The organism is Kitasatospora arboriphila, assembly GCF_039528095.1.
Taxonomy (GTDB): Bacteria; Actinomycetota; Actinomycetes; order Streptomycetales; family Streptomycetaceae; genus Kitasatospora; species Kitasatospora arboriphila.
This window is the reverse complement of record NZ_BAAALD010000094.1, coordinates 1-17,931: the sequence shown is the minus strand read 5'-3', so window position 1 is coordinate 17,931 and position 17,931 is coordinate 1. Positions and strand designations below refer to the sequence as shown.

General features: G+C 73.4%; 10 protein-coding genes. 5 read left to right on the top strand and 5 right to left on the bottom strand.

The genetic code is table 11. From position 1 onward, the window contains the following. The first annotated feature begins 99 nt into the window (after positions 1-99). Both eccCa and ABD353_RS32350 read left to right on the top strand, forming a co-directional pair. On the top strand, positions 100-4,053 hold the full coding sequence (gene eccCa / locus ABD353_RS32355) for a type VII secretion protein EccCa (RefSeq protein ID WP_344627252.1): 3,954 nt from the start codon (positions 100-102) through the stop codon (positions 4,051-4,053). A gap of 472 nt (positions 4,054-4,525) precedes the next feature. Beyond that, positions 4,526-5,923, top strand: coding sequence for an APC family permease (locus tag ABD353_RS32350; protein WP_344627251.1), 1,398 nt, complete (start codon positions 4,526-4,528; stop codon positions 5,921-5,923). 76 nt (positions 5,924-5,999) lie between these two features. Here the strand turns inward: ABD353_RS32350 and mycP are convergent, their stop codons facing one another. The 4 genes from mycP to ABD353_RS32330 all read right to left on the bottom strand — a co-directional run bounded on the left by mycP (position 6,000) and on the right by ABD353_RS32330 (position 9,848). Beyond that, positions 6,000-7,304: a type VII secretion-associated serine protease mycosin gene (mycP, locus tag ABD353_RS32345; RefSeq protein WP_344627250.1), complete on the bottom strand. Its 1,305-nt coding sequence runs from the start codon at positions 7,302-7,304 to the stop codon at positions 6,000-6,002. Positions 7,305-7,412: 108 nt separating this feature from the next. Then, on the bottom strand, positions 7,413-7,703 hold the full coding sequence (locus ABD353_RS32340) for a WXG100 family type VII secretion target (protein WP_344627249.1): 291 nt from the start codon (positions 7,701-7,703) through the stop codon (positions 7,413-7,415). A gap of 78 nt (positions 7,704-7,781) precedes the next feature. Beyond that, positions 7,782-8,084, bottom strand: a complete 303-nt coding sequence (locus ABD353_RS32335; protein ID WP_344627248.1) for a WXG100 family type VII secretion target — start codon at positions 8,082-8,084, stop codon at positions 7,782-7,784. Between the two features lie 180 nt (positions 8,085-8,264). Continuing rightward, positions 8,265-9,848 carry a type VII secretion protein EccB gene (locus ABD353_RS32330; RefSeq protein ID WP_344627247.1) on the bottom strand — a complete coding sequence of 528 codons (1,584 nt, stop codon included), beginning with the start codon at positions 9,846-9,848 and terminating at the stop codon, positions 8,265-8,267. 197 nt (positions 9,849-10,045) lie between these two features. Between ABD353_RS32330 and eccE the strand changes: the two genes are divergently transcribed. From eccE to ABD353_RS32315, 3 genes are all read left to right on the top strand, one after another. After that, complete coding sequence (gene eccE / locus ABD353_RS32325; protein WP_344627246.1) at positions 10,046-11,431, top strand: type VII secretion protein EccE; 1,386 nt, start codon at positions 10,046-10,048, stop codon at positions 11,429-11,431. After that, complete coding sequence (locus ABD353_RS32320; RefSeq protein WP_344627245.1) at positions 11,431-12,195, top strand: hypothetical protein; 765 nt, start codon at positions 11,431-11,433, stop codon at positions 12,193-12,195. Before eccE ends, ABD353_RS32320 begins: the two co-directional genes overlap by 1 nt. A 271-nt stretch (positions 12,196-12,466) precedes the next feature. Then, positions 12,467-14,623, top strand: a complete 2,157-nt coding sequence (locus ABD353_RS32315; RefSeq protein WP_344627244.1) for a MinD/ParA family ATP-binding protein — start codon at positions 12,467-12,469, stop codon at positions 14,621-14,623. Positions 14,624-14,695: 72 nt separating this feature from the next. Here ABD353_RS32315 and ABD353_RS32310 read toward each other — a convergent pair whose 3' ends face one another. Next, the gene (locus tag ABD353_RS32310; protein ID WP_344627243.1) at positions 14,696-15,643 is read right to left on the bottom strand and encodes a bifunctional riboflavin kinase/FAD synthetase; all 948 of its coding nucleotides are present in this window, start codon (positions 15,641-15,643) and stop codon (positions 14,696-14,698) included. Between the last annotated feature and the right edge of the window lie 2,288 nt (positions 15,644-17,931).

The following is a 17,931-nucleotide window of genomic DNA, read 5'->3' as shown; positions in this document are numbered from 1 at the left end:
GTGTGCGTGAGGGTTGGTGCCAGTGAGCGAGCGAAGCGAACGGGCCGTCAAGGGGTCCGGGTTCCGCGCAGCGGCCGCCGGGCGGAGCGGGGCGGTCGCATGAGTGTGGTGACGGTGAAGCGTCCGCCGCGGGCGTACCCGCCCCCGGTGCCGGACGAGCCGGTGGAGCTGGTCGCCCCTCCGGAGCTGCCGCGTTCCGGCGGTGAGGACTGGATGATGTCCTTGCTGCCGCTGCTCGGCATGGGCGGTTCGGCGGCGTTCTTCTTCTCCCCCGGCGCCCAGGGCCCGATGAAGATCATGGGTGTCCTGATGGTGGCGTCGACCGCGGGCATGGCGGTCGCGCAGATCGTCAAGGCGCGGCGCGGCGGCAACGCCGGTACCGCGGACGAGCGCCGCGACTACCTCAAGTACCTGCAGCAGATGCGCCGCCAGGTCCGCCGCACGGCCGAGCGGCAGCGCGGTGCGCTGCTGTTCACGCACCCCGAGCCGGACCAGCTGTGGTCGATCGTCGCCGAGGGGCGGCGGCTGTGGGAGCGCCGGCCCACCGATCCGGACTTCGCGCAGGTGCGCCTCGGCACCGGTCCGCAGCAGCTGTCGAGCCCGATCGTGGCGCCGCAGACCGCTCCGCTGGACGAGCTGGAGCCGCTGGCCGCCGAGGCGATGGGCACCTTCATCAAGTCGCACGGCACGCTGCAGGACCTGCCGCTGGCGGTCTCGCTGCGCGCCTTCTACCACATCACGGTCTGCGGCGACCCGGACACCGTGTACGGCAACGTGCGGGCGATGGTCGCCCAGTTGACGACGCTGCACTCGCCGGACGACCTGATGGTCGCCGTGGCGGCCGCGCCGGGCGCGGTCGACGAGTGGGAGTGGGCGAAGTGGCTGCCGCACACCCAGCACCGCAAGGAGAACGACGGCGCCGGTTCGCGCCGTCTGATCGCGACCGGCCTCGGTGAGCTGGAGGAGCTGCTCGCCAAGGAGCTGGACGGCCGCAAGGGCTTCTCCCGGGACAACGTGCCGAGCGCCGACAAGCCGCACCTGATCGTGGTCATGGACGGCGCCGCGGTGCCGCACGACTCGGTCCTGGCCGGCCCGGAGGGCGTCGAGGGCGTCACCGTGATCGAGGTCGTCCCCGGCGACCTGGACGAGCCGAGCGGCCACCTGGTCATCACGGTGGGCAAGGACGGCCTGCTGCTGGAGTCGGCCTCCGGTGCCTCGTACTCCGGCCGGCCGGACACCCTGTCGGCGTGGCAGTCGGAGGCGCTGGCCCGTCAGCTGGCGCCGTTCCGGGTGTCCGCGGGCGGCGACGACGGCGACCCGTCGCTGGTGTCGATGGACTTCACCGAGATGATGAACACCGGCGACCCGGGTTCCTTCGACCCGGCCCGGCACTGGCGGCCGCGTCCGATGGCGGAGAAGCTCAAGGTGCCGCTGGGCGTCGGCCAGAACGGCGAGTACGTCTGGCTGGACATCAAGGAGGCCTCGCTCCAGGGCATGGGCCCGCACGGCATGTGCGTCGGCGCGACCGGTTCCGGCAAGTCCGAGGTGCTGCGCACCATCGTGCTGGCGCTGGCGGTGACGCACTCCTCCGAGGTGCTGAACCTGGTCCTCGCGGACTTCAAGGGTGGTGCCACCTTCGCCGGCATGGCGGAGATGCCGCACACCGCGGCCGTGATCACCAACCTGGAGGGCGAGGCGACCCTCATCGACCGCATGCGCGACGCGATCGAGGGCGAGATGAACCGCCGTCAGGAGCTGCTGCGCGCGGCGGGCAACTACGCCAACATCAACGAGTACGAGCGGGCCCGCGCGGCGGGTGCGGCGCTGGACCCGCTGCCCTCGCTGCTGATGATCATCGACGAGTTCTCCGAGCTGCTCACCGCGAAGCCGGACTTCATCGACCTGTTCATCCAGATCGGCCGCATCGGCCGTTCGCTGGGCATGCACATGCTGCTGGCCTCGCAGCGACTGGAGGAGGGCAAGCTCCGCGGTCTGGACACCTTCCTCTCCTACCGGCTGGGTCTGCGCACCTTCTCGGCCGCCGAGTCGCGGGCCGCGATCGGCGTGCCGGACGCCTACCACCTGCCGCCGATCCCCGGCGTCGGCTACCTGAAGTTCGGCTCCGACGTGATGGAGCGCTTCCGGGCCGCGTACGTCTCCGGCCCGTACCGGCCGCCGGGCCAGCAGCGGACCAGCGGCGGCCAGGTGATCACCGCGCAGCCGGTGCTGTTCACCGCCGCCGAGGTGCCGGTCGTGGAGCCGGTGGTCGAGGAGGTGGTCGAGGAGGTCGAGGAGATCGACGACTCGCTGCTCGACACCATGCTGGACGTCTTCGTGCAGCGCATGATCAGCCAGGGCCCGCCAGCCCACCAGGTGTGGCTGCCTCCGCTGGAGGAGGCGCCGAGCATCGACGGCCTGGTGCCGCCGCTGCAGGTCACCGCGGAGCGCGGCCTGACCTCGCCGGAGTTCGGTGCGCTCGGCCGCCTGGTGGTGCCGGTCGGCATCGTCGACAAGCCGCGCGACCAGCGCCGCGACGTGATGTACCAGGACTATTCGGGCGCGGCCGGCCACGGTCTGATCGTGGGCGGTCCGCAGTCCGGCAAGTCCAACATGGTGCGCACCCTGGTCTCCGGGTTCGCGGTCACGCACACCCCCGTCGAGGTGCAGTTCTACCTGCTGGACTTCGGCGGTGGCGCGTTCGGTGCGCTGGCCGGTCTGCCGCACGTCGGCGGGGTGGCCGGACGCCTGGACGTCGAGAAGGTGCGCCGCCTGGTCAGCGAGGTGCACGGGGTCCTGAACCGCCGCGAGGAGCTGTTCCGCTCCGCCGGCATCGACACCGTCACCACCTACCGCTCGCGCCGCGCGGCCGGCCAGCTGCCGGACGAGCAGTTCGGCGACGTCTTCCTGATCATCGACGGCTGGCTGACCTTCAAGCAGGAGTACGAGGTCCTCGAGCCGGTCATCAACGACATCGCGCAGCGCGGTCTGACCTACGGCGTACACGTGATCGTCACCGCGGCGCGGTACGCGGAGGTGCGGCCGGCCCTCAAGGACCTGCTGCAGAACCGCACCGAGCTGCGCCTCGGCGACTCGATGGAGTCGGAGATCGACCGCAAGGTCGCGGTCAACGTCCCGGCGGGCTCGCCCGGCCGCGGCCTGACCGCGGCGAAGCTGCACTTCCTGTCCGGCCTGCCGCGCCTGGACGGCTCGTCGACGACCGAGGACCTGGCGGACGGCGTGGCCGACCTGGTGGCGCAGATCGACGCCGCCTGGACGGGCCCGCGCGCCCCGCAGGTCCGCATGCTGCCGGCCGTCCTGGACGGCAACGCGCTGCCCAAGGGCTTCGAGCACCCCGAGCTGGGTGTGGCCTTCGGTGTGGACGAGGTCGAGCTCGCACCGGTCTTCGTCAACTTCGAGACCGACCCGCTGTTCATCGTCTTCGGCGAGAGCGAGTCCGGTAAGTCGGCGCTGCTGCGGATGCTCGTCAAGCAGATCACCGAGCGGTACACCCCGGACCAGGCGGGCATCGTGGTCGGCGACTTCCGCCGTTCGCTGCTCGGCGTGGTGCCGCAGGAGTACCTGGTGGAGTACGCGGCGGCGGCGCCCGCGATGTCGGCGGCCGTGGAGATGCTCCGCGGCGCCTGCTCGCGCCGTCTGCCCGGCCCGGACGTCACGCCGGAGCAGCTGCGCAACCGCAGCTGGTACAGCGGCAAGGACATGTTCGTGATCGTGGACGACTACGAGCTGGTCGCCACCTCCTCGGGCAACCCGATGGCGCCGCTGGCCGAGTTCCTGCCGTTCGCCCGCGACATCGGCCTGCGCGTGATCATCGCGCGCAGCGCCGGCGGTGCCGGCCGCTCGCTGTTCGAGCCGGTCATGCAGCGCATGCGCGAGCTGGGCGGCCAGGGCGTGCTGCTCTCGGGCGACAAGAACGAGGGCGCGCTGCTCGGTACGGTCAAGCCGCAGCCGCTGCCGCCGGGCCGCGGTGTGTTCGTCTCCCGGCGGATCGCCGCCGGCCAGACCCTGCAGACGGGCTGGCTGCCGACCCCGTAGCGGTGACGTCGCGTGACCGGAAGGGCCGGACTCCTCGGAGTCCGGCCCTTCCGGCATTCCAGGCCGTGGACGGTGCCAGAACGTTACCTACTTTTTTGCCGCGCCCTGCTGCGGTTCCCGCACCGTCCGGGGCGGCCGCCGGGACCCGGAGAGGCCACCTTCATTCATATGAATGAATCACGACCTAAGGCTTTGATTCATAGATCAACACCGACGGTTCATCTTTGATTCAATCTTCATCCATCGGAGTTGACAGAATCGGACAAAGGTGAGCTTTGCCACAGGCGGCCACCGGATCGCATGTTTATGCAGCGGACGGCAACGGATTCCGAAGCTGATCGCGCGTTGACGAAGGCAAAACGGAGCGGTTCCATGGCGTCTCGGGAGCGACCGAAACACCACGTCAGCGAACGCCCGTCGGAGGCGATAGCGCTCCCACCCCCAGAACCCCCGCACGTCGATCGGATGCCCCATGACCGACACGCTTCGCCCGCCACTCGCCGTAGTCGAGACTCCGACGGACGGCGGTCCCAAGAAGCTCACCCGTTCGATCGGTGTCGTGGGTGGAACCCTGCTCACGCTCTCCTGCGTGACGCCGGCGTCCTCGCTGTTCGTCATCGTGCCCGAGCTGTTCTCCTCGCTCGGCACCTTCACCGCCATGTCGATCGCCATCGGCGCGCTGATCTGCATCGCGGTGGCCTTCTGCTACTCCGAGCTCGGCACCCTCGTCCCCAGCGCCGGCGGCGAGTACGCCATGGTCGGCACCCTGGCCGGGCGCTTCGCGGGCTGGCTGGTGTTCATCCAGTCGCTGATCGTCGTGATGATCGTGCCCTCGCTCATCGCCATCGGCACCGCCGACTACCTGGCCCCCATCGTCCACGTGGACGCCCGCTGGGCCGGCGCGGCCGTGATGATCGCCGCCACCGTCGCCGGCCTGCTGGACCTGCGCGCCAACGCCTGGATCACCGGCATCTTCCTCGTCCTCGAGGTCATCGCCGCCGGCGTGGTCGCCTTCCTCGGCTTCGGCCACGCCGAGCGCGGCGCCGGCAGCCTCTTCCACGGCTCGGTCGTCACGGACGGCGCCACCGGGGCCGTCGGCCTCGGCGCGATCGTCGCCGCGATGGGCACCGCGCTCTTCGTCACCCAGGGCTTCTCCACCGCCATCTACCTCTCCGAGGAGCTGGAGAACCCGCGCCGCAACGTCGCCCGCACCGTGCTGTGGACGCTGGCCCTGTCGGTCGTCATCATCATCGTCCCGGTGGTCGCGATCACCCTGGGCGCCCCGGACCTCGCCGCCCTGAGCGCCGGCAACATCTCCGACCTGGTCACCGGCTGGAGCAACTCCGCGGTCGGCACCTTCATCAGCCTCTGCGTCGCCCTGGCGATCATCAACGCCGGCATCGTCATGGTCATCCAGAACTCCCGGGTGCTGTTCGCCTCCGGCCGCGACAAGGCCTGGCCCGAGCCGGTCAACCGCGCCTTCGGCACCCTCAACCGGTTCAGCGCCCCCTGGGTCTCCACCCTGGCCGTCGGCGTCCCCGGCGCGGTGCTCTGCTTCGTCCCGCAGGAGCAGCTGACCAACATCACCGGCGTCGCCGTCACCGCCCTGTACCTGCTGGTGGCCGTGGCCGCGCTGTTCTCCCGCCGGGCCCACCACAAGCACGCACCGGCCTGGCGCCAGCCGCTCTGGCCCGTCCTGCCGGTCCTGCTGACCGTCGGCCTGGTCTACCTGCTGACCCAGCTCGACGTCACCGCCCTCAAGTGGACCGGCGGCATCACCGTCGTCGCCAGCCTCTACTGGCTGTTCTACCTGCGGCCCCGGCAGGCCGACCGCTGGGTGATCACCCTGCCCGAGGACGAGCAGGTCTGACCCGGCCCCGCGCACGACGGAAGCGGCCCGACCCCCTCAGCAGGGGGCCGGGCCGCTTCCGTCCGTCCGGTGGCGCTCAGCCCTCGTGGCGGCGCCGGCGGTCGCGCAGCACGACCGAGCCGCCAGCCAGCGCGGCGACCGCGAGCACGCCGCCGCCGAGCACGAAGGTGCCGGTGCGGCGGTCCCGGTCCGCCTGGGTCTCGGCGAGGCCGAGCGGCTGGGCCACGACCGGCGCCCGGTCGATGGCGAGCTTCGGGTCCTCGTGCGGCTCGGCGGCCTGCTCGTCGCCGCTCTGCACGGCCTTGACCGGGTCGACGACGCCCCAGCCGATGAACTTGTTCGCGCCGCGCTGGGTGCGCTGGGCGGTCTGCTCGATCCGGGCCCGGACCTGCGCCGGGGTCCAGTCGGGGTAGGCGCCCTTCAGCAGGGCCGCCACGCCGGCCACGTACGGGGAGGAGAAGCTGGTGCCGTTGTCGACGCACTGGCCGCCGGCCGGCACCGTCGACAGCATGTCGACGCCCGGGGCGGCGATGTCGACGAACTGGCCGTACTCGGAGAACGGCGCGCGCTCGTTGTTGCGGTCCGAGGCCCCCACGGCCAGCACCGTCTCGAACGCCGCCGGGAAGGTGTCGCCCTCGCGGCCGTCGTTGCCGGACGAGGCGACCACCACCACGCCCTTGCGGTCGGCGTCCTCCACGGCCGCCTTCAGCTGGTCCTTCAGCGCGAAGTCGTTGGAGTCGCCCTCCGCCCGGACGTCCTGCGAGATGTTGATGACGTCGGCGCCCTTCGCCACGGCCAGGTTGATCGCGGTGATCAGGCTCTGCACGGAGCCGCTGCCCTGGTCGTCGTTCTGCTTGATCGAGAGGATCGCGGCGCCCGGTGCGAGGCCGACGAAGCCCGTCCCGGTGATCGGCTTGGCGGCGATGATGCCGGCCACCTTGGTGCCGTGGCCGACGGTGTCGTTCTTGCCGTCGTCCTTCTCGCCCTGCTGCTTGGGGGGCAGCAGCGAGGTGCCGTCCTCCACCTTGTCGGCGAGCTGCGGGTTGCGGTCGTTCACGCCGGTGTCGATCACCGCGACCTTGACCGGCTCGCCCTTCTTGCCGCCGGGCCCGTCCTTGGCGAACCTGCCCGTCCGGCCGTTCTTCCAGAGCTCGTTCAGCAGCACCCGCTGGAGCGCCCACGGGGTGCCCTGGACGTTCTCGGACGGGAACTTGCACTCGCCGGCCGCGGCTATGCCGATCGGAGACCAGCGCGGCGCGCTGTCCGAGCCCGACGGCGCGGGCGTCGGCGTGGCCGCGTACGCCGGACCCGCGACGAGCGAGCCGACCACCCCCAGCACCACGGACGCGGCGGCCGCCCTGCGGAACGTACCCAACGACACCTGTCTTCCCCTCATGATCCCGATGCCGTGCGCGTCAGTACGCGCGAGGGGCGGGCGCCCGGTCGGACGCCCGCCCACACTGTCGCCGTGTCGCACGGCGGCCGGGCCTCAGCCCCAGACGGCCGTGTTCTTGGACTCGGTCGACTGGTAGCTCTGCGCGGCGTTGTCCAGCGAGGTGGCGATCTGGCCCAGGACCTGCTGCAGGTCGGCGGCCTTGGCGTCCCACTCCTGCTGGCGGGCCTGGTAGCCCTCCTGCGCCGCACCCTCCCAGGTGGAGGCGATGCGCTGCACGCCGGCCTTCAGCTCGTCGAGCTGCGACTGGATGCGCTGCGCGGTCTGGCGGATCTCCGACGACGCGTTCTGGATCGTCGAGAAATTGACGAGAATGTGGTCACCCATGATGTCTCCTAGTCGATGGAATCTGCGCGGACCGGCGAACCGGCCGCACTACGGCCGAGGTCCTGCGGACCCGAGAACTCAGTGACCGAGCCCGGACATCGAGGACTGCTGCTCCTGCTCCGTCTGCGCGTAGAGCTTGGTGGTCGTCTCGATCGCCTGCTTGATCTCGTCGAGCACCTTGTTGAGCGCGGTCGCGTCCTCGTTGAACCGGGTCTGCATCTGCTGGTAGGCCTGGGCCGCCTGGCCCTGCCAGCCAGCCTTGATCGAGTCGACCAGCGCGTTGAGCCGCTGAATCTCGCCCTGGACCTGCGCGTTCACCTCACCGATGCGGTTGGCGAAGGCATTCATTTCCTCAGCGGTCGTCTTGAACTGACCAGCCATGATCCACCGTCCCCCATGAGACAGACAATTACTTCGGATGGTCCTGATACGGCCCACCCGGTGACACCACGTTGCGGTGTCCCCAGCACTTTAGCCGCCGTTTGCAAGCCGCCCAACACCGGAGTACCGGTAGTTACCAGACCATGACACGGCCTACCGCACACCTGCACTGACGATACGTCACGCGGTCTGCGCGGTCTCCGCCGCCTTGGAGCTGAGTGCGCCGCCGGCCGGCACCAGGATCGACCACTGCAGCGGAACCCGGCTCGGCGCAACGGACTTGTAGCCGAGGCGGGCCTGCGAACCGTTCTCCTCGTCCTTGCCCTGCGCCTGCTGCTGCCCCGCGCTCGGGGCGGGCGAAGGACCGGTGCCGCCGTCGTTGTTGGCCTGCAGCGAGTACCGCAGACCGGTCTCGGTGATCAGGAAGGTGGTGCCGGAGGTGTCCTGGGTCTCCGGACCGGCCTGGCCGTCCACCGCGCGGTACAACAGGCCGTGGCCGGGCGTCACATGGGCGCTCGCGGAACCCAGCGGCACCTTGGCCGGGTAATCGGTGTGCGCCCACACGGTGCGCTTGGGCACGCCGTTGTCGTAGCCCGCGAAGGTGCTGCAGACCACCGAACGGGTGCCCTTGTCACCGGTGTTGAGCGGCGGCAGCGGCTTGGCGTCCGGCAGGTTCGTCTTGTCCAGGATCCTCGGGCTGACCTTCCCGGCCAGGTCCGCGTTGTCCCGCGGGGACATCTCGGCGACCTTCGGGGTGGCACCGTCGTAGACGGGGTCCAGCGCCGGGTCGTTGCGCATCAGCTCGGCCTGGAACGGCGTCACCTGGTAGAGGCTGTCCTTGCCGACCGAGTAGTAGGTGTTCTGGAAGACCAGCAGCCGGCCGACGTAGGCGTCCTCGGTGTTGGTGATCTTGACGTTGGACTTCGTCTTCGCCTGGGTCAGGTCGGGGTTCTTCGGGAACTCCACGACCTCACCGGTCTCCAGTGTGTCCAGCCAGGCCTTGGTCACCTGCTGCGGCACGACGTCGACGCCGAACAGGCCGGACTCCAGGGCCTTCCGGTCGCGGACCGAGAGGTTCAGCTTGCCCACGGCGTGCTTCACGCCGTTCATGTCGACCAGGAACTTGCTGGGGACGTCGTCCTTCGTCACCGGCGGCGCCTGGACGAACAGGCCCTGGCCCTCCTGCAGCACCTTCGCGGGGTCGGAGAGGGTCTTCGCCTCGTCGCCGGCCGCGATGAACACGGCCTGGTTGATGCCCGCCTGGGTCTTGTCGACACCGGGCCGGTCGCAGACCGACCAGAGCTTCGCCTCACCGGCGTCGGCGGCCGACGGAAGCTTGTCCGGCGCGTACGGGATGCCGATGGTGGCGCCGTGGTTCTTGTAGTTGTCCAGCACCTTGTCGGCGACCTGGACGACCTTGGAGCCGGCCGGCAGCAGCAGCTTCGCCGACGACATGTTGAGGACCTGGTGCAGCACCTTCTCGTGCGTCTGCGGGTCCTCCAGCACCACGTACCGGGTGGTGGACTCCTTGCCCTGGATGATGTTCTTGCCGTCGTCCCAGTTCAGCGGGGCACTGGGCTTGATGACGCCCCACATGCCGAAGCCGGCCACAGCGACCGCAGCGACGACGAAGCTCGGCAGCACGGCGCGCACCGGACGCGGCGCGTCCTCGTCGTTGCCGCCGCCCCCGGGCTGCAGGAACGCCCCCACCGTCCGCCGCCGCGCGAAGTTGTACGCGTTCAGCTCGTCCCTGCGTGATGCCATGCTCCCCGTCTCCCCTGTGTGTCCGCGCCCGTACTGCCGTCAACGCGCGCTCGCCGTGCGTGAGTCTGCCACCCGGCGGGCACCGAGTGCGCCGAACCCTCTACGATGCCGCAGCAGACGGTGAGTACCGTAACGGGTACGGTTCACCGCCCGGCCAGCCGGGCCGTGACATCTGATCAGAGAGGGTCCATCGGGGGATGCCAAGCCAGACCGCTCCAGCTCGACGCAGCGCCTCGCACGGCCGCCGGCAGGACGGCCGGGGTGCCGATCCCGGCGGTCGTCGGGCCCGGTCCGCGGCCCCCGCGACCGCCCCGGTGCCGCTGCGCGTCCACCCCCGGCCCGGGCTGCTCGGCAGCCGGCTGCGGCTCCAGCAGCTGGTGCTGCTGGAGGTCGCCGCGGCCCTGGTCGCGGTCGGATGGACGATCGCCCCGGCGATGGCCGGCGCCTTCGCCGTCCCCGCCGTCCTGCTCGTCGTGGTGGCCCTGCTGCCGCTCGGCGGCCGCAGCCTGCCGGAGGCGATGCGCGTCCGCTCGGCGATGAAGGCCCGCCGCAAGGAGGCGCAGTACAACGTGCCGCCACCGGGCACCGACCCGGCGCTGGCCCCCGCGCTGGAGGTCGAGCCGGCCCTGCGTACCTGCACCCACGTCACCGAGACCGACCTCGGCGACGGCCGTCCGATCCGCCGGGAGACCGGCATGGTCGGCGACGGCACCTTCTACACCTCGGTGCTGCTGGTGCAGGCGAAGGACCAGCCGCTGCGCCCCGCCCGCACCGCGCTGCCGCTGCCGCTCGACATCGTCTGCTCGGCCCTGCAGGTCGACGACATCGCCCTGGAGTCCGTCCAGCTGGTGCAGCACACCCAGCCCGCGCCGGCCCCGCACCTGCCGGACCAGTCGCTGGCCGCCCGCGCCTACCAGCAGCTGCAGGACGGCCCGGCCACCCCGGCGCTCCGGCTCACCTGGGTCGCGCTCAAGCTGAACCCGGAGACCTCGTCCACCGCGGTGCTCGCCCGCGGCGGCGGCGAGGAGGGCGCCCGCAAGACCCTCCAGCGGGTCACCGACCAGCTGGCCGGCCGGCTGAACGCGGCCGGGTTCACCGCCACCGTGCTGGACGAGCGCGAGCTGATCGCCGCGCTGGCCATCTCGATCTGCGCCAACCCGGTGGCCGTGGCCGGCCGCCAGGGCAGCGGCGGCGGCGGTGCGGCCGCCCGCCGCACCCAGGAGAGCAGCAAGTTCTGGCGGATCGACGACCGCTGGCACAGCACCTTCTGGATCTCCAAGTGGCCGCAGCTCAGCCGTCCGGGCGGCGCGCCGGGCCGGATCTCCGCGCCCGACCTGGTCAACCTGGTCACCGGTACGCCCGCGCTGGCCAGCACCTTCAGCCTGACCGCCAGCCGGGGCACCGGCGGCTCGGTCGCGCTCAGCGGCCACGTCCGGGTGACCGGCCGCAGCGAGAGCGAGGTCGCCCAGGTGGGCCGCCTGGTGGAGTCGCGGGCGCAGAGCGCCGGCGTCGGCCTGAACCGCCTCGACCAGGAGCAGGCACCGGGCCTGCTCGCCACGCTTCCCCTGGGAGGGACGTCCTGATGGCCTATCAGTCCTACCCCACCCAGGCGCCGCAGCCTGCCGCCGAGCCCGCCCGCCCGGCCCGGATCCGTCCCGGCTTCGGCCTGCGCGGCCCGCGCCGCGAGAAGCACGTGCTCACCACCGAGGACCTCGCCGCGCTGTCCTTCCCGGTCGGCGACGACGGCGTGGTGATCGGTGTCGACCCGCACCAGCAGCCCGCCGTGATCGGCCTGTTCCGCCCGCACGCCTACGACGTGGTGCTGGTGGGCGGTGTGTGGACGGCGCAGGTCATCGCGCTGCGCGCGGCCGCGACCGGCGCCCGGGTGGCCGTGGAGACCGGCCGTCCGCAGACCTGGGCGCCGATGGCGCAGGCCGCCGGCGGCGGCCAGCCCTGCGTGACGGTCCACCAGGTCGGCCGGCTCGGCCCGCAGGGCGCCTCGGTCGCCTCGCCGGTGCTGGTCGTCCGTGACCTCGGCGCCCGCCCGGCGCGCAGCCGGCTGTCGGCGGCGCCCTGGCAGACCACGCTGACCCTGCTGCCGTACCTCGGCCCGAACGCGAGCCGGGTGCTCAACGCGGCCGACCTGGTCGGTGTGCAGCGCATCTCGCCGCAGGAGGCGGAGGTCGTCGCGCGGGTGCTCTCGCTGGGCGACCAGGAGGTCGCCTCGCTGCCCACCCTCGGCGACAACATCACCCTGTGGGCGACCCGGATGCGCCAGCAGTACGTGATGACCAATCCGGGCGAGGCCGAGGCCCAGGTGCTGGGCGGCCCCCGCCGGATGGACTGACAGCACCTCACGGCACGGACGACGGTCCGTGCCCGCCGCGGCCGGCACGGACACCCGTGCCGGCCGCCACCGTTTCGAGCGGTCACGGCCGGGGACGGGAGGCAGGAGGGCGCACGTCGGGCGTTCACCCTTTGGACGGTTCCCGGTGCGACGATCCACCGTGCCCGCCGCGGTCCGGCAGCCGGTACCGCCTTCAGGTGACCGCGGATCACGTCCTAGTCTTGTTGCCCGACCCACCGCGAACAGCGGCGACGAAAACGAGGGAGCCCCAGTGAGCAGCGATCGGGACGGCGTCTACGTCGGCGACAACGCGGCGGAGGACGACGACGACTGGTCGGACGAGCCCGACTACGCTCCCCCGTCCTGGTACACGCAGAGCGCCGCGCCGGAGCAGCCCGCACCGGCTCCCGCGCCGTCCCCACCGCCGTCCGCGCAGCCCCCGGTGGTGCAGCCACCGGTCGCCGTCCAGCCTCCGGTGGCGCAGCCGCCCGCACCGGTGCCCGCTCCCGCGCCGGCCGCGGAGTCGGCTCCGGCGCCGGTGCCCGCTCCCGTGCCCGCCCCGGTGCCGGTGGCCGAGCAGCCGCCGGTCGTGCCGGCGCAGCCCGACGCGCCCGAGGCGGCCCGGCAGCCGGTCGCCGAGCAGCCGCCCGCCCCGGTGCCCGCTCCCGTCCCGGCCGCGGAGCCCGTGCCCGTGCCCGTGGCGGAGCCCGTGGTCGAGCCCGTGGTGGAGGTGCAGTCCGCCGCGGTGCCGCCGGCCGAGCCGGTGCCCGCGCCGGCCCCCGCTCCCGTTCCTGCTCCTGCTCCTGCTCCTGCTCCCGAGCAGCAGGCCGCGCAGCCGTGGCCGCCCGCGCCGCAGCAGACCCAGCCTCAGCAGCCCCAGCAGCCCGGTCCGTACGCCCCGCAGCAGCAGCCGGTGCCGCCGGGCCCGCAGCCGTACCAGCAGACGGGTGCGCCGCAGCCGGGGCCCTGGCAGCAGCAGCCGCAGCCGGGTGTCCCCCCGACGGTTCCCGGACCCGGTCCCGCTCCGGCGCCCGGCCCCGCCCCGGTGCCCGGTCCGCCGGTCGACCCGCGGACGGGCGGCTGGCCGCAGCCGCCGGCGTACCAGCAGCCGTACCCGCAACAGGGCGGCGTCCCGCAGGCCCCGGCCGCCTTCCAGCAGGCCGGTCCGCAGCAGGCGCAGGCGCACGGCGCGGCGCTGGGCTACACCGCCGCGGTCGAGCTGTCCTCGGACCGGCTGCTGCGGGGGCAGCCGAAGGCCCAGCGCCAGCAGCCGCGGTTCCAGTTCGGCGGCAAGGCGGCGCAGGCCGACCGGGCGCGCAAGCTGGAGATCATCCGGACTCCGGTGCTGAGCTGCTACCGGATCGCGGTGATCAGCCTCAAGGGCGGCGTCGGCAAGACCACGACGACGACCTCGCTGGGCGCGACGCTGGCGAGCGAGCGCCAGGACAAGGTCATCGCGATCGACGCCAACCCGGACGCCGGCACGCTCGGCCGCCGGGTGAAGCGCCAGACCGGCGCGACCATCCGCGACCTGGTGACGGCCATCCCGCACCTGCGCAGCTACATGGACATCCGCCAGTTCACCTCGCAGGACCTGCACTCGGGCCTGGAGATCCTGGCGAACGACGTCGACCCGGCGGTCTCCACCACCTTCGACGACTCGGACTACCGCCAGGTCATCCAGACGCTCGGCCAGCACTACCCGATCATCCTGACCGACTCCGGCACCGGTCTGCTCTACAGCGCGATGCGCGGTGTGCTGGACCTCGCGGACCAGCTGATCATCGTCTCGACGCCCAGCGTGGACGGTGCCTCCAGTGCCTCGACCACGCTGGACTGGCTGTCCGCGCACGGTTACGCGGACCTGGTGCAGCGCAGCATCACGGTGGTCTCCGGGGTCCGCGAGACCAGCAAGATGATCAAGGTCGAGGACATCGTGGCGCACTTCCAGACCCGCTGCCGCGGCGTCGTGGTGGTGCCGTTCGACGAGAGCCTGGCGGCCGGCGCCGAGGTCAACCTCGCCATGATGAAGCCCAAGGTCCGCGACGCGTACTTCGAGCTGGCCACCCTGGTCGGCGAGGACATCGCCCGCACCCAGCAGGCCCAGCAGGCCGCCTGGGCGCAGCAGCAGGGCTACGGGCAGCAGCAGCCGCAGCCGTACCAGCAGCAGGGCTACCCGCAGCAGCAGCCGCAGCAGCCGGGCTACGGCTACCCGGGGCAGCCCGCGCCGGGTACGCCGTGGACCCCGCAGCCGGGCCAGGCACCGCCGCCCGGCTGGGGCCAGCAGCCGCCGCAGGCCCAGCCCGGCGCGCAGCCGCTGCCGCAGGAGTGGCAGCAGCCGCAGCAGCCGGGGTACGGCTACCCGCCGCCGCAGGACGGCCAGCAGCCCCCGCCGCCCGGGTACGGCTACCCGCCGCCGCAGCACTGAGCCCGGCGGCACACAGCACGCAAGCAGGCCCCCGACAGCACCTGTCGGGGGCCTGCGGCGTGCTCGGGCGCGTCAGCCGGCGGTGTCGGTCAGCACGCGGGCCTGCTTGACGTCGTCGGCCATCCGCTCCAGCAGGTCCTCGATCGAGTCGAACTTCTCCATGCCGCGCAGGTAGGCGAGGAAGTCGACGGCCACGTGCAGGCCGTACAGGTCGAGGCCGACCCGGTCGATGGCGTAGGCCTCGACGGTGCGGGCGGTGCCGTCGAAGGTGGGGTTGGTGCCCACCGAGATGGCGGCCGGCATGCGCTCGCCGTCGGCGGTGAGCCAGCCCGCGTAGACGCCGTCGGCGGGGACGGCGCTGTGCGGCACGGTCTCCACGTTGGCGGTGGGGTAGCCGAGTTCGCGGCCGCGCTGGGCGCCGCGGACGACCACGCCCTCGACCCGGTGCGGGCGGCCGAGCACCTCGGCGACGCCGGCCATGTCCCCGGCGGCGACCAGTCGCCGGCACAGGCTGGAGGAGAACGCCTCGCCGTCGCCGGCGCTGCCGCTCACCTGCAGGTCGAGCACCTCGACCTCGAAGTCGTCGGTGCGGCCGAGCTCGGTGAGCAGCGCGACGTTGCCGGCGGCCCGGTGGCCGAAGCGGAAGTTCGGGCCCTCGACGACGGCCTTCGCGCGCAGCGCGTCCACCAGCACCGACCGGACGAAGAACTCCGGTGACTCCTGGGAGAATTCGAGGGTGAACGGCAGGACGAGCACGGCGTCGACGCCGAGCCCCTCGATCAGTTCGGCCCGGCGGGGCTGCGGGGCGAGCAGGGCCGGGTGGCTGCCCGGCCGGACGACCTCGCTGGGGTGCGGGTCGAAGGTGACGACGACGGACCTGGCGCCGAGCTCGCGGGCCCGCTCCACCACCCGCTCGATGATCAGCTGGTGGCCGCGGTGCACACCGTCGAACGATCCGATGGTGACGACGCTGCGCCCCCAGTCCCCGGGGATCTCCTCCAGGCCACGCCAGCGCTGCACCTGACCGCTCCTTGTTCCTCTGCCGCGCCTCGGGAGGCGCTCGAACACTCAACCCGAACCCCTATAGCGTGCCATGAGCCCGTCCCTGCTTCGGCACCGGAATGGCCTCGGCGCGGTCGGCGGCCCGTTCGGCCTCGGCCGCGGCGTACTGCGGGTCCCGGCCGGCGGCGGCGAGCTCGCGCAGCCGGGCGGTCAGCGGGCCGTCCGGGGGCGGCGGTGCGGTGTCCGGCCAGTCGGCGAGTAGCCGGGCGAAGGCGGCCGCCCGGCCGGCGGCCCGGACGAGGGCGGCGTCGGCCGCGGGCCACCGTCCGGCGATCCGGCGGACGAGGGCGCGGGCCCGCTCCGGATCGGTACGGGCGCAGCCGTCCGCGAACCGGTCGAGGACGGCGCCGAGCACCCCGGGGTCGCGTTCGGCGGCGAGCAGGGCGTCCAGCAGGCCGGCCCGGGCGGCGGCGTCGGGGCCGCCCTGCACGGCGAGCACCGGGGCGAAGACCTTGCGGACGGTCGCGGGGGCGGTGACCAGCTCGGCGACCAGCGGCCGGGCGTCGTGCCCGGCGGCCAGCAGGACCTCCAGGTGGGCGGCCAACTGCCCGGCGCGTTCGGGGTGTTCGCGCAGCTGACGGGCGGCGAGCAGGACGCCCTCGCGGACGGTCCGGGGGTCGGTGGCACCGGCGAGCAGGCGCAGCCCGTCGGCGACCGGCGCGGCGGGGGCGGCGAGCCTGCCCCGGACGGCGGCCAGCACGGCCCCGGGGTGGTCGTCCAGCGCGGGGGCGAGTGCGGCGGCGCCGAGGAAGGGGTCGTCGGCGGCGTAGGCGTCGAGGGCGCGCGGCAGGTGCGCGGCCCGGTCCTCGGGGTCGTGCAGCAGCAGGGCGAGGGCGGCGCCGTGCAGGGCGGGCTCGTCCTCGCGGCCGAGCAGGGTGAGCGCGGTGAACCGCAGCAGCCGCCGGCCGGCCGGGTTGGCGTGCGGGGCGGTGCGCAGCGCGTGCACGGCGGCGGCGATGTGCCGTTCGGGGCGCGGGTCGTGGCTCCACCGGTCGACGGCGCGGCAGAGTGCGGAGGGCTCGTCCTCGGCGAGCCGGGCGAGCAGGGCGTCGGCCCGCGGGTGGGCGGCACCGGCCAGGGTGTCCGTCAACTCGTCGACGGCCAGCCTGCGGTGGGCGTGCAGCAGGTCGTGGGCGAGGTCGGCGACGGTGGCGCCGGTGCCGTCGGCGAGCGGGCCGGTGTCGGCGAACCAGGCGCACAGCAGCGGTTGCACGGTGACCGGGTCGGCGGCGAGCAGCGCGGCGGCCGCGGCCCGGTACGGCCCGCCGGGCGGTTCGGTGCGGACGAGGCCGCGCAGCAGGTCGATCCGCTCGGCGGGGTCGAGCGGCAGGGCGGCCCACCAGGCGGGGGTGAAGGCGGGGTGGCCGGCGAGCCGGGCCAGCAGCGCCCGGTGGGCGCCGGGGCGGGGCAGCGCGGGCAGTACGGCGGCGAGCAGGCGGGCGGCCCACCAGGCGGCCTCGCTGCCGGGCGCGGCGGTGGCCAGGGTGTGCTGCAGCCGCTGCAGGTGCCCGGCCAGGGCGGCCTCCTCGCCGTTCTCGGCGCATCTGCGCAGTGCGGCGCCGTCCGGCCCGAGCCGGTGCCGCGGCACCCCGTGGCCGGTCGGGTCGCCGTGGCCGGCCGGGGCGGCCGGGGCGGCGGGGCCCGGGTCGAGCAGCAGGTCGAGGGCGAGGTCGAGGTCCAGGTGGCGGCCCTGCAGCCAGTCGGCGTGGTCCTCGCGGGCCAACCGGTGGCCGTCCCCGGCGGCGACGAACAGGCCCTCCGCGAGGACGGCCGGGCCCCAGCCGCCGGCGGCCGGGAAGAGGTGCTCGAACTCGGCGGCGGTCAGCCCGGCGTGGCCGGCGCCGAGCAGCAGCCTGGCGGGTTCGAGGTCGCGGGCGGCGCGGGCGGGGGGGGGGGGGGGCGGCCGGGGGGGGGGGGGGGGGGGGGGGGGGGGGGGGAGTGCNNNNAGGCGTCGGGCGAGGGCGGCGGCGGTGCGGCGCAGCCGGCCGGTGTCCTCGCCGCCGAGCGGCGGTGCGCCGCGGCGGTGGGCGCCGGGGCGGCGGTCCTCGGCGGCGCGGATCCGGCGGGCGGCCCGCAGGCAGACCAGGTCGAGGTGGGCGGCGTAGAGCTCGCCGCGGCCGGCCGGTGCGCCGTGCACGCCGGCGGCGCGCAGTTCGCCGGCGGTGCGCAGCGCCTCGGGGTGGCGGGCGTCGGCAGGTGCGAGGGCGGGCGCCTCGGCGCCGGTGCGGGCGTCGGCCACGGTCATG